The following is a 12,818-nucleotide window of genomic DNA, read 5'->3' on the forward strand; positions in this document are numbered from 1 at the left end:
TGATTGCCACAACCCGCAGTAATAACAAAGCCCGGCAATCTGCCGGGCTTGCAGTTTTGTGTTCTCTGTTTCAGGCGAATGAAGTTACAACTTGCGCCCCAGCCGCTTCTCGATCTGGCGCCGCTCCCACTCGGGGCCAAACAGCTTGAAGGGCTGAAATACCCGAACAGCATGGGAGGCAAGCCCCAGCCCCCAACCCAAGGTTGGCCACCAGGCCCAGATGTACTCCGGATTGCTCAGGTAGTTGATGACAAACAGCCCGCAGATCACCACTACGTAGCTGGCGACATGGTGATAGAAGCCCTTGAGCTCCTCCACATAGCGCATTGCCGCCCGCTCCTCTGCCGATACCTGCACCGCATCCTGACCCATAGTGTCACTTCCTCTCATCTCGCGCTCCTGTTGCTCTGACCCATCCAGTTGAGCCACATCGAGTTCAAAGACGGCGGCCAGGGCCTTGAGAGATTCCAGTCCGGGTTGCTGCCCCTGCTCGATCCGCTGGATAGTGCGGACACTCAAACCAGTCAACGTTGCCAACTGATCCTGAGACCAACCCCGTTGCAATCTCAACTTCCTGACGATCATCTCGAACTCCTTGTGGTCATTGACAGGGCCAGCATAGGGGCCGGAGGGTTGCATGCGACACGACAGCAGCCTGACACCAACCTGACTTTCCTTTTAATTCAGTGCGTTAGTTCAAAGGTAGTGCTGAGTTACAGTCCCCCGACAGTCCCTTTGCGATAACCTGACATCAGGACGACAGACGCACTTTGAGCAAGATAGCGCCTTTGTATTCGGGGAGGCGAGTTATAGATCCTGCATCAACCCGGCGGCAATCTCGAAAGAGCGCAGTCGGGCCTGATGATCAACGATGGGGCCATTGAACATCAGCTCATCGGCTCGGGTTTCCGCCAGCAGCGCCTTGAGACCGTGACGAACCTGCTCAGGATCGCCCACCAGAGAGCGGGCAAGGGTCTGCTCCATCGCCATCAGCTCACGGGGCGTCCACTCGTCGTCAAGCCGGACGACTGGTGCGGGCAGCTTGCCCGCATCACCGCGATGGAGGCGCAAGAACTGCTGCTGCACGGTAGTGAACTGGAAGCGGGCCTCCCGCTCGCTGTCGGCGGCAATCATGTTGATGCAGACCACCGCATGGGGCTTGGGCCAGCGAGCGGAGGGGCGATACTGGCTACGGTAGATCTCCAGCGCCTGCAGCAACATGGCGGGCGCGAAATGGGAGGCAAACCCGAACGGCAAGCCCATCGCCGCTGCAAGTTGCGCGCTGTAGAGGCTGGAGCCCAGCAGCCAGATAGGAAGATGTAACCCTTGACCTGGCACCGCCTGCACCGCGCCGATCTCGTCGCCAAAGTAGCTCATCAGCTCGCGCACATCGGCCGGAAAATCATCCACCTCACTGCTGCGTTGGCGCCTGAGCGCCCGCATGGTGCGCTGATCGGTACCAGGTGCCCGACCAAGGCCCAAATCGATGCGATCCGGATAGAGCGAAGCCAAGGTGCCAAACTGCTCGGCAATCACCAGTGGCGAGTGGTTCGGCAGCATGATGCCACCCGCCCCAATCCGCAAAGTGGTGGTGGCTTCGGCCAGATGGCCGATCAGCACCGAGGTGGCGGCACTGGCAATGCCCGGCATGTTGTGGTGTTCGGCCAGCCAGTAGCGCTGGTAACCCCAGCCCTCGGCATGGCGGGCTAGATCCCGCGAACGGCGAAATGACTCGGCAGGTACGGAACCTTCGGCAACAGGCACCAGATCGAGCACGGAATAGGGGATGGCAGACATGGGTCACTCCATTGATTTACAGACCAGTAACAAGTGGGGCAATGTAGCACGGGATACCTGAATGAATCACTATCTCCTGCCAAGCTCTGCCTGGCAGTGGGCAACCATGGAAAAGCACAGATATCAGGCCATTATTGTCATTTCTGTTATCGTATTGACACACTGCTGACAGATCGTCTCCGCAAGCATCACTGTGACAAGGAAATGTCCATGATCACTGCCAGATCCGGGCGCAAGCCCTTCTACGTTCACATTGCCACCCTGTTTACCCTGCTGTTCAGTGTGCTGGGCATGCTGCTGATTCTGCTGCAGTTCCAGCAGGGCTCTCGCCAGATGCTGGAACATGAGCGCCACAACTTCAAACAGTACCGGGAACAGCTGGCCCTCGCTCTGCAATTGAACGAGCAGCCAGCCCGCATGTCCCTCAGCCTGCTAGCCAGCAGCCGACTGGCCGACATGAGTGATCTGGCAAGCCGACTGGAGTATCTGCCGCAGTTGGCAGAGATCCTGGCCAATCGCGACAGCTATGGTGCCGTCTACATCGGATATGAGAGTGGCGATTTCTTTCTGGTACGAAAACTCACGGAACGGGCCCGGGCCACGTTGCAGGCTGTGCCTGAAGGCAGCCAGTTGCTGGTTCAGAGCCTGAGTAGCGGGCGGGGAGAGTTCCTCTATTTTGACGAGCAGCTGCAACTTTTGGCACGGCGAGCCATGGCGGATTATCGATTCGATCCCCGCAGCCGCGACTGGTACCGGCTGGCTCGCGGTTCATCAAAGATTGTCGCCACCACCCCCTATCTCTTTTTTACCACCAGGGAGCCAGGCATGACGCTGGCTGTCACCAGCCATAGCCAACGCGCCGTGATCGGGCTGGATGCCAGTGTCGAGGGGCTCTCGGCCTTGATTGGCGAGCTGCAGTTGCCGCTCCAAAGCCAGGTAGTGTTGTTCGATCGCTCCGCGACACTGCTGGCGGCCGACCCTGTACATCTGCCAGCCTATGATCAGCTGACCCGGCTGCCAGCGATCACGGCTCTGGGCAGCCCAGTCATGGCCGAGCTGAAAACTAGGCTAGAGAGGACGCCTGTGCTGCTGGATGGTACTCCCCAGGAGCTGACCCTGACCACAGGGGAAGAACAAGAGTGGCTGGTCTATATCTCTCCCCTAGGCAAGGACACCCCTTTTTACGTCGCCCTGCTGGTCTCGGCAGATCTGCTTTATCAGCAGGCACGCAACGAAGCGCTGGTCAATGTGGCATGGGCGCTGGGCAGCCTGCTGTTGTTGCTGCCGGTGATCTGGCTGGTCTCCCGCCGTACCGCTGCCCCGCTGCTGGCCCTGACCCGTGAGGCTGAGCGGATCCAGCGTTTCGACTTTGGCGAGGGTCAGGTTCCTGAATCAGCCATCCGGGAAATAGATGACCTTGCGCGCACCATGTCCGGCATGCGCCAAACCCTCGGCAACTTCATGAACATGGGTAGAGCACTGGCTGCAGAGCACCGCGTCGACTCCCTGCTAAGCCGCATCCTGCATGAAACCATCGCCGCGGTACAGGCAAAAGGGGGATGCCTCTACCTAGCCCAACAGCAAAAGATGCAGCCGGTCCAGGCCCGCTGGCAGCAAACCGAACTGCCCCTAGGGCAGGTTCCCTGGCCACAACCATTGCTATCCGGCCCGGCCACTTCCCAGCGCATCTCCCTCAGCCTGGATGAGGCGGCCTGGAGGCAACACCTGGACAGTTGGGGTTCCTTTCCCGGCCTATGCCAGCTGGTAGCTGAGCCGCTCTGCAACCATCGTCAGGAGCTGATCGGCTACCTCCTGCTGATCCTGCCACACTGCAGCGAACAGGAGCTGGCATCGCGCATCAGCCTGATCGAGGCGCTGGCGGGCACTTCGGCCTCCGCCATCGAGAACCAGCGCCTGCTGGAGGAGCAAAAACAGCTGCTCGAATCCTTTATCGAGCTGATGGCCGGCGCCATCGACGCCAAGAGCCCCTACACCGGCGGCCACTGCCAACGTGTGCCCGAGCTGACCAAGATGCTGACCGATGCAGCCTGCGCCCAGCGACAGGGCCCCTTTGCCGATTTCAGTCTCAACGAGGAGGAGTGGGAAGCCATCCATATCGCCAGCTGGCTACATGACTGTGGCAAGGTGACCACCCCGGAGTTCGTGGTCGACAAGGCTACCAAACTGGAGACCCTCTACGACCGGATCCACGAGATCCGCACCCGTTTTGAAGTACTCAAGCGGGATGTCTATATCGAGTGCCTCGCAGCCCGCCTGTCATCAGAGATCAGAAGTGCCTGCCGGGAAGAAGCAGCCCCGCGCTGGGCCGAACTGGATCAGGAGTTTGTCTTCATCGCCGAGTGCAATCTGGGCGGCGAGTGGATGGCCCCCGAGAAGATTGAACGGCTCGACGCCATCGCCAGCCGCACCTGGCTGCGCACCCTGGACGATCGACTCGGCATCAGCCGGGAGGAGCTCAAGCTGCGTCAGAAAGAACCGTCTCCCGAGTTGCCCTGCCTCGAGCCACTGCTGGCCGACAAGTGCTGGCACCTTGTGCCTCGTCCGGATGGAGATCGGTTCGACGAGCACAATCCCTGGGGCTTCAAGGTCAAGGTACCGCACCATCTCTACAACCGGGGGGAGAGATACAACCTTGCCATCAGCAGGGGAACCCTCACCGAGGAGGAGCGCTACAAGATCAACGAGCACATCATCCAGACCATACGCATGCTGGAGCACCTCCCCTTCCCCCGTCATCTGCGCTGCGTGCCAGAGATTGCCGGCGGTCATCACGAGCGGATGGATGGCAAGGGTTACCCACGCCAGCTGACCGGAGCACAGATGAGCGTACCAGCCCGCATCATGGCTATCGCCGATATTTTCGAGGCGCTGACCGCCAGTGATCGCCCCTACAAATCTGGCAAGACGATCTCCCAGGCTCTTGCCATCATGCAGAACATGGTGCGTGAACAGCATATCGACTCGGATCTGTTCGCCCTGTTTGTCAGCAGCGGCATCTGGCGCGATTACGCTAGGCGCTTCCTCGAGAGCGCCCAACTGGATCAGGTGGACGAAACCGCACTGCTGGCCGCACTGGCCTAGGCTGGGTCATATTTTCTTACATTTGCGGGCTGGCCTGAGCGCCCCGGGCTGGTTATAACGGTGCCCCTATAGCGAAGGGGGAGCAATAGACTCCCCCTCACTCTTTGTCACACCACACTGTTCAGGTTATCTATGTCAAAACATCTCGTTCTGCTGGGCGCGCTGACGCTCTCCGGCTGCTCCCTGTTGTCTCCCCCAGCCCCCACCGTCACCCCGGTGCACCTTGCCGATACCAGCCAGCGCGGCTTCTACATCGAATGCAGCAGCATGAAAGCCTGCTTCCAGCAGGCCAACCAGACCTGCCCACAAGGTTACAAGGAGACCGATCGCCGCCAGCAGACGCTATACAGTACCCAGTATCTGGGAGGCAGCTACGACGAAGACAAGAAGGTCTACAAGGCGGCCAAGCCCTATAGCATCGCCAACACAGTCCACTCCCTGACAATTCAGTGTCCCGTCACTAGAGGCTGAGCCAGCCTAAGGGCGATGCTCTCCCCTTACCGCGGAAAAGAAAACGGTCAACCCAGGTTGACCGTTTTTCACTATGGCGTAGCCCTTAGAACAGCAGATGCGCTACACCGGCAATTACCGGCAAGGTAACCAGGGTGCGCATCAGGAAGATCACAAACAACTCCCACAGTTTGACCGGGATCTTGCTGCCAAGCAGCAGGGCCCCCACTTCCGACATATAGATAAGCTGGGTTACCGACATGGCGGCAATGACGAAGCGGGTCATCTCGCTATCGATGGTCGAGGCCAGCACCGCTGGAATAAACATATCGGCAAAACCGACCATGATGGTCTTGGATGCCGCTTCCGCCTCCGGCAGTTGCAGCAGTTCCAGCAAGGGGACGAAGGGGGCGCCAAGCCAGTTGAAGATGGGGGTGTGTTCGGCCAGCATCAGGGCACAGGTACCGATCGCCATGACCACAGGCAACACGCCAAACAGCATGTCGAGCGCATTTTTTACCCCTTCCCGAGCGACGGCACCGAGATCGGTCATCCGCTCTGCCTTGGTCAATGCACGTTCGAGACCATAACTCATCACACTGTGCTGATGGGGCACCGCCTCCTGCTTGCGACACAGGGGAGCACCATCGATATAGATATCCTTCTTCCAGCAGAGCGGCGGCAGACGTGGCACCACGATAGCTGCAACCACTCCAGCCAGACAGACCGTCAGATAGAAGGGAACGAACATGTGTTCCAGCTTCACCTGAGAGATCACTACCAGACAGAAGGTGATGGAGACGGCGGAGAAGGTGGTGCCAATCACCGCGGCTTCACGCTGGGTATAGAACTTCCCTTCGTACTGCTTGCTGGTTAGCAGGATGCCGACACTGCCATCCCCCAGCCAGGAGGCAAAGCAGTCCACGGCAGAGCGACCCGGCAACCGGAATACCGGACGCATGATGCGAGTCATCATGGTGCCGACAAATTCCAGCAGACCGAAATCGAGTAGCAGTGGCAGCAACAGACCGGCAAAGATAAATACAGAAAAGAGCACCGGCAGCAGATCATTGAGCACCAGGCCGCCGGTTGCGCCTGAATAAAGCACCTCTGGTCCCACCTGGAAGAAGGTCAGCAGCACGAAAATACCGCCCACCACCCGCACGCAGGCCCAGAAAGGAGAGACGTTGAACAGGCTGTTGAGGAATGGTCTACGCACCAGAATAGCCGGTTTGAACAACCAGGTGATGATAGTCATCAGCATGGTGGTAGTGATCACCGCACTGACCATGGCAACCAGATAATCGGCAAAAAACCGCTGCACCAGCTTGGCCAGCACGGCGACGGGGATGGTGACGTTACCGTCATAGACGACCGGCGTCATGAACAGCAAGATCCCGATCAGTGACGGTATTAGAAACATCAACAAGTTACGGCGGGTATTCACCGCAGATGCTTCAAGACTCTTTTCCAACATGATAAGACTGCCCTAATGTTACTTTTCCCCAGCCCGGCCAACCTGCGTATTCATGCATTAACCGGAAAAAACGGGCGCAAGAATACTCCAAAAAAATGCACAAACAAGCCCATTAAGCACAAATCTGCGCATAAAAATTTTTACAGGTAAACCTTCCATCAAAACAATCAGATACAGAGACGCATATCGATTCAACCAACATCGCCAGACGATTGTTTCATTACTGTTAATTTTTATGGGGCAGTATAAACAGTTATCAACGGCAGGCAATAAGTGACATCACAAATATATCTAATATGTCACTACTCGACAGGCATAAAAAAACCGGAGCCTGTTCAGGCTCCGGTTTTCAATGAGATGGACAGATACGGGTATCAGTCACGGACGTAGATCACTTCCACACCATCATCATCTTCGTCATCCCAATCATCATCGTCGAGACTTTCGTCAAAGGCCATTGAGGCAGCAAGCGCTTCCGCTTCGGCTTTAGCCAACTGGTTCTTGTGGTAGTCGTCCCACTTGAACTCAACTTTCTCAATCGCCTCTTTGGCATCCTGTTCTAGTTGACGGGGCATGGTATCCAGCAGATCCAGGATGTCGTAGCAGACCTTCTTGGTCCCTTCCTTGCTGATAGCGGTGATGGCATAGACCGGACCTTCATGGTTCAGAGCAGCCTTGACGCGATCCATCACTTCCTGGGCTTCTTCTTCCAGGATCAGATCCATTTTGTTGAACACCAGCCAGCGCGGCTTGCCAGCCAGTTCCGGGCTGTACTTCTCCAGCTCCTTGACGATGGTCACGGCATTTTCGGCCGGATCGGAGCCATCAACCGGGCAGATATCCACCAGGTGGATCAGCACGCGGCAACGCTCGAGGTGTTTCAAGAAGCGGATACCCAGACCTGCGCCTTCGGCAGCACCTTCGATCAGACCAGGGATATCGGCGATCACGAAGGAGCGGGAGTTTTCACCACGCACCACCCCCAAGTTAGGTACCAGGGTAGTGAAGGGGTAATCAGCCACTTTCGGGCGAGCCGCAGAAACGGCTCGAATAAAGGTAGACTTGCCTGCGTTGGGTAGACCCAGCATGCCGACATCGGCCAGCAGCAGCAGCTCCAGCTTCAGGGTACGCACCTCGCCCGGGGTACCGTTGCTCTTCTGGCGCGGAGCCCGATTGACGGAGCTCTTGAAGCGGGTGTTACCCAGACCATGGAAACCACCCTTGGCAACCAGCAGCTTCTGCTCGTGGTGAGTCAAGTCACCCAGCAACTCGCCGGTATCGTCATCGGTTGCACGGGTACCGACCGGCACACGCAGGATCTTATCCTTACCACGGCGACCGGTACAGTTGGCACTCTGGCCATTCTCGCCACGCTCGGCAGCATGGAAACGCTCAAAACGGTAGTCGATCAGGGTGTTGAGGTTCTCATCGGCAACCAGATAGACGTCACCACCGTCACCACCGTCACCACCATCCGGACCACCGTTGGGAATATATTTTTCACGGCGAAAACTTACACAACCGTTACCACCGTCACCGGCATCGACTCGAATCTGGACTTCATCAACAAACTTCATAGGTAACCGTCACCTTAATTCGAAAAACCGATACGCAATTATAGTGGTACAGACCCCTGCGGGCGATACGCATCTTGCCTCTCCGGGCAATCTCGGTACCCGGGTCATCTGCGTTCCGTTTTTTCGTCATTATTTCGGAAAAACAAAAGCCCCGCCTGTTGGCGGGGCTTCGGATCCTTGCGGTCCGTAATTACTCAGCAACGATGCTAACGTACTTACGATTCAGCGGACCTTTAACTTCGAACTGCACCTTGCCGTTCGCGGTAGCGAACAGGGTGTGGTCCTTGCCCAGACCAACGTTCTCACCAGCGTGGAACTTGGTACCGCGCTGACGAACGATGATGCTGCCAGCCAGAACTGTTTCGCCGCCGAAACGCTTCACGCCCAGGCGTTTAGCTTCAGAATCGCGACCGTTGCGGGATGAACCGCCAGCTTTTTTGTGTGCCATCTATCGGACTCCTCTAATTAAGCGCTGATGCCAGTGATTTTGACTTCAGTGAACCACTGACGGTGGCCCGCTTGCTTACGGTGGTGCTTACGACGACGGAACTTGACGATAGTCACTTTCTCGCCACGGCCGTGAGCCACAACTTCAGCTACAACCTTGCCACCTTCAACGAAAGGAGCACCTACTTTAAAAGTGTCGCCTGCAGCAACCATCAGCACTTCGTTGAAGTCGATGGTAGCGCCAGTCTCAACGTTCAGCTTTTCCAGACGAACGATTTGACCTTCGGCCACACGGTGTTGTTTTCCGCCGCTTTGGAATACCGCGTACATTTGATTAACTCCGTAAAGGCATGTCTTTTGCTCAAGGCTAGACATGCGCAAAAACCTATAACAATGGGCGGGCATTCTACGCAAATCGATCTGCTCAGGCAAGGCCATTTTCGCAAAAAGTTTATTTTGTGCGCATATCTGCCGCCGTGGATAAACGCCTAACTGTAACCCATTGTGAAATCGTGTAGAATCCCTGCCATTACTAAAATCGCAGTTATTGCTGCTGTCACGTTACGAGACTTATGGACCAACAGACTATCCGTGCGCTCTGTGCCGCCGACATGACGGCGGTCAATGAACTGATCCTGGCCCGACTCCAGTCCGACGTTAGTCTGATCAATCAGCTGGGTTTCTACATTGTCAGCGCCGGCGGGAAACGGATGCGCCCCATGCTGACCGTGATGGCTGCGCGTGCGCTGGGCTATGAAGGTGAGGATCACCTGAAACTGGCCGCCATCATCGAATTCATTCACACCTCTACCCTGCTGCACGACGACGTGGTCGACGAATCCGACCTGCGCCGTGGCCGGGAGACCGCCAACGCCATGTTTGGCAATGCTGCCAGCGTGCTGGTCGGTGACTACCTCTATAGCCGCTCCTTCCAGATGATGGCCGAACTCTCCAACCTGCGGGTGATGGAGATCCTCTCGGATGCAACCAACACCATCGCCGAAGGGGAAGTGCTGCAGTTGATGAACTGCAACGATCCGGATACCACCGAAGAGAGCTACATGACGGTCATCTATTGCAAGACCGCCAAGCTGTTCGAGGCCGCCACCCGTCTCGCCGCCGTGCTGACCCATCAGCCCGAGCCCGTCGAGCAGGCCATGACCGACTACGGCAAGTATCTGGGTACCGCCTTTCAGATCATCGATGATGTGATGGATTACTGCTCCCAGAGCGAAGAGATGGGCAAGAACGTCGGCGACGATCTGGCCGAAGGCAAACCGACCCTGCCGCTGCTGCGCGCCATGGAAGTGGGTACGCCGGAAGAGCGCCAGCTGGTACGCGATGCCATCGAGCACCGCAACGGCATGGAGCATCTTGAGCAGATCCTTGGCATTCTCGACCGCACTGGCGCGCTGGAGTACTCCCGCATGCGTGCCAGGGAAGAGGCCGACAAGGCCATTGCCGCCCTCGCCATCCTGCCTGACTCCCCGCACAAACAGGCGCTGGAAACACTGGCCCACATGGCCGTGCAGCGCAGTGCCTGAGTAAACGACATGCATGAAAAAAGAGGCCTTCGGCCTCTTTTTTATTGTCTGCTATCTGCTGGACAGTGCATTTCGCCAAACTCAGCGACTCAGCATCCAGAGGATCATGCAACCCGCAACCACTAGCGAGCCGCCGATACGGCGCAACTGCTCCGGTGGCTGATCGCTCAGCAGCCGTAACATCTGCTGCCATGCCCTGGGCATCAACAGCGGGCCTAGCCCCTCGAACAACAGCAGCAATCCCAACCCCATCAGCATGGATGTCAGCATCTGACCTCCTTCAATGCAACCAGCCTCCTGGGTCGACGGCTGGCATTGGCACCAAAAACAAAAGGGTCTGACAATGCAGACCCTTTGAATGTGACCTCGTGGCGATTACTGCTTGGTGCCGTGAGGAGACTTGAGGTAACGGAAGAACTCGCTGTCCGGCTTCAACACCATCAGGTCGTTGCCACCGGCAAAGCTCTTGCGATAGGCCTCCATGCTACGCACGAAGCTGAAAAACTCGGGGTCTTTCTTGTAGCTGTCGGCATAGATCTTGGCAGCTTCCGCATCCCCTTCACCGCGCAGCTGGCGAGCGTTACTCTCGGCGTCGGCGATCATGACGGTTACCTTGCGGTCGATATCGGCACGCAGGATTTCAGCCTTCTCGCGACCCTGAGAGCGGTGCTCACGGGCCACAGCGGTACGTTCGGCACGCATCCGCTGGTAGATGGAGTTGGAGACTTCCACCGGCAGGTTGATCTGCTTGATCCGCACATCCACCACCTTGATGCCGAGCTCGGAGGAGCGCGCCATCTTCTTCAGGGCATCTTCCATCACGGTACTACGCTCACCGGAGACGATGTCCTTGATGGTGCGGTTACCAATCTCGGAACGCAGACCGTTGTTGATCTTGCGCTTGAGCAGATCCTCGGCCTGCAACTTGTTACCGCCACCAGTTGCCAGGTAGTACTTGGAGAAGTCCTCGATCTTCCACTTCACGTAGGAGTCGATGATCAGGTCTTTCTTCTCGGAGGTGACAAAACGGTCGGCCTGGCTGTCAATGGTCTGGATGCGGGCATCCATCTTGCGAACCTGGTCGATGAGCGGCACCTTGAAATGCAGGCCCGGCTCATAGAGGCGGGGTTCACCGGAGTCAACCCGCTTCACCTTGCCAAACTGCACCACAATCCCCTTCTGACCTTCATCAACGATAAAGACAGAGGAGAAGCAGACCATGGCCGCGACAGCGATTGCACCAATAGCTAGCTTTTTCATCTATCAGTTTCTCCCTGAGCTGAAGCGGTCACCGCTACGCAGCGGCATTGTCGGCGTAGAGTTGGCACCCTCGTTGGAAACGGGGACCTGCTCTGTGACCGGGGCGACAGTGGCACGATCAGGCTGGGCAGCCTTCGGCTTGCCAGACAGCTTGTCGAGCGGCAGGTAGATCATGCTGTTGTTGCCAGCCGGCATGTCGACCACCACCTTGTTGGCCTGCTGATAGAGCTCTTCCATCGTTTCCAGATAGATACGCTCACGGGTCAGCTCGGGGGCAGCCAGATACTGGGGCAGCAGCTCGTTGAAGCGAGCAACTTCACCCTGGGCTTTCAACACGATCTGGGATTTGTAAGCTTCCGCTTCCTGCTCCAGACGCTTCACCTGACCACGGGCCTTCGGCTCCACTTCACGGGCATAGGCTTCTGCTTCACGAATGAAGCGCTGTTCATCTTCCTGAGCGGCGATGGCGTCATCAAAGGCATCTTTTACCTCTTCCGGCGGACGCGCCGGCAGGAAGTTGACGTCGACGATCTGCAGGCCCATCTGGTAAGGCTCGATGATGCCATCGATCACCTGCCAGGTTTCCTGACGCACCTTCTCACGACCGGTAGTCAGCACGTCATCCATCCGGGTATGACCCACTACATAGCGCAGGGCGCTATCGGTGGCCTGACCCAGACTCTCGTCGGCATTGGTCACGCTGAACAGATACTGCTCGGGATTGACCACACGGTACTGCACGTCCATCTCGACTCGTACCACGTTCTCATCCTGAGTCAACATGAAGCCGGAGGCAGGCAGGGAGCGCACGGACTCGACGTCCACCGGGATCACCTGATCGATAAAGGTCGGCTTCCAGCGCAGGCCCGGCTCGACAATATGGGAAAACTTGCCAAACCGCAGCACGGCACCACGCTCCGCTTCGCGAATGGTGTAGAAGCCGCTGACGACCCACACCACCACAGCGACAACCAGCGCGATGGAGATACCAAAGCGACCTACATCGCCGCCAGATTTGCCGCCACCAAACAAGCCACCGAAACGGCGACTCACTTTGCGCAGCATTTCATCCAGATCAGGGGGTCCCTGATTCTTGCCGTTATTCCCCCAAGGGTCACGGTCTTTGCCGTTGTTACCAGGCTCATTCCAAGCCATCAGCGTCTC

Annotated in this window: 12 protein-coding genes; 3 read left to right on the plus strand and 9 right to left on the minus strand. The window is 57.4% G+C overall.

Annotated features, from left to right (window positions below):
* Window positions 1-84 precede the first annotated feature (84 nt).
* Together G5367_RS18305 and G5367_RS18310 are read right to left on the minus strand one after the other, a co-directional pair.
* The gene (locus G5367_RS18305) at window positions 85-585 is read right to left on the minus strand and encodes a 2TM domain-containing protein (protein WP_021231934.1); all 501 of its coding nucleotides are present in this window, start codon (window positions 583-585) and stop codon (window positions 85-87) included.
* Window positions 586-807: 222 nt separating this feature from the next.
* Window positions 808-1,797, minus strand: coding sequence for a luciferase-like monooxygenase (locus tag G5367_RS18310; RefSeq protein WP_421244805.1), 990 nt, complete (start codon window positions 1,795-1,797; stop codon window positions 808-810).
* A 210-nt stretch (window positions 1,798-2,007) separates the two neighbouring features.
* Between G5367_RS18310 and G5367_RS18315 the strand changes: the two genes are divergently transcribed.
* Together G5367_RS18315 and G5367_RS18320 are read left to right on the plus strand one after the other, a co-directional pair.
* Window positions 2,008-4,899 (plus strand): HD domain-containing phosphohydrolase, encoded by a 2,892-nt coding sequence (locus G5367_RS18315; RefSeq protein WP_421294819.1) that lies wholly within the window; start codon window positions 2,008-2,010, stop codon window positions 4,897-4,899.
* A gap of 132 nt (window positions 4,900-5,031) precedes the next feature.
* Window positions 5,032-5,370 carry a hypothetical protein gene (locus G5367_RS18320; RefSeq protein WP_005341051.1) on the plus strand — a complete coding sequence of 113 codons (339 nt, stop codon included), beginning with the start codon at window positions 5,032-5,034 and terminating at the stop codon, window positions 5,368-5,370.
* An 85-nt stretch (window positions 5,371-5,455) separates the two neighbouring features.
* Here G5367_RS18320 and G5367_RS18325 read toward each other — a convergent pair whose 3' ends face one another.
* From G5367_RS18325 to rplU, 4 genes are all read right to left on the minus strand, one after another.
* The gene (locus G5367_RS18325) at window positions 5,456-6,826 is read right to left on the minus strand and encodes a YjiH family protein (protein ID WP_421244807.1); all 1,371 of its coding nucleotides are present in this window, start codon (window positions 6,824-6,826) and stop codon (window positions 5,456-5,458) included.
* A 374-nt stretch (window positions 6,827-7,200) separates the two neighbouring features.
* Window positions 7,201-8,403 (minus strand): Obg family GTPase CgtA, encoded by a 1,203-nt coding sequence (gene cgtA, locus G5367_RS18330; RefSeq protein WP_005341056.1) that lies wholly within the window; start codon window positions 8,401-8,403, stop codon window positions 7,201-7,203.
* A gap of 190 nt (window positions 8,404-8,593) precedes the next feature.
* Window positions 8,594-8,851, minus strand: a complete 258-nt coding sequence (rpmA, locus tag G5367_RS18335) for a 50S ribosomal protein L27 (protein ID WP_005304202.1) — start codon at window positions 8,849-8,851, stop codon at window positions 8,594-8,596.
* A 17-nt stretch (window positions 8,852-8,868) separates the two neighbouring features.
* Window positions 8,869-9,180 carry a 50S ribosomal protein L21 gene (rplU, locus tag G5367_RS18340; protein ID WP_005304210.1) on the minus strand — a complete coding sequence of 104 codons (312 nt, stop codon included), beginning with the start codon at window positions 9,178-9,180 and terminating at the stop codon, window positions 8,869-8,871.
* A gap of 242 nt (window positions 9,181-9,422) precedes the next feature.
* Between rplU and ispB the strand changes: the two genes are divergently transcribed.
* Complete coding sequence (gene ispB, locus G5367_RS18345) at window positions 9,423-10,394, plus strand: octaprenyl diphosphate synthase (RefSeq protein WP_019444890.1); 972 nt, start codon at window positions 9,423-9,425, stop codon at window positions 10,392-10,394.
* An 81-nt stretch (window positions 10,395-10,475) separates the two neighbouring features.
* Here the strand turns inward: ispB and G5367_RS18350 are convergent, their stop codons facing one another.
* The 3 genes from G5367_RS18350 to hflK form a co-directional block, all read right to left on the minus strand.
* Window positions 10,476-10,664 (minus strand): DUF2065 domain-containing protein, encoded by a 189-nt coding sequence (locus tag G5367_RS18350; RefSeq protein ID WP_100646711.1) that lies wholly within the window; start codon window positions 10,662-10,664, stop codon window positions 10,476-10,478.
* A 105-nt stretch (window positions 10,665-10,769) separates the two neighbouring features.
* The gene (gene hflC, locus G5367_RS18355; protein WP_005339038.1) at window positions 10,770-11,654 is read right to left on the minus strand and encodes a protease modulator HflC; all 885 of its coding nucleotides are present in this window, start codon (window positions 11,652-11,654) and stop codon (window positions 10,770-10,772) included.
* A gap of 3 nt (window positions 11,655-11,657) precedes the next feature.
* Window positions 11,658-12,809 (minus strand): FtsH protease activity modulator HflK, encoded by a 1,152-nt coding sequence (gene hflK / locus G5367_RS18360; RefSeq protein WP_421244808.1) that lies wholly within the window; start codon window positions 12,807-12,809, stop codon window positions 11,658-11,660.
* Window positions 12,810-12,818: the final 9 nt, after the last annotated feature.

The sequence above is a fragment of the Aeromonas sp. 604282 genome (assembly GCF_049170575.1).
GTDB lineage: Bacteria > Pseudomonadota > Gammaproteobacteria > Enterobacterales > Aeromonadaceae > Aeromonas > Aeromonas veronii_A.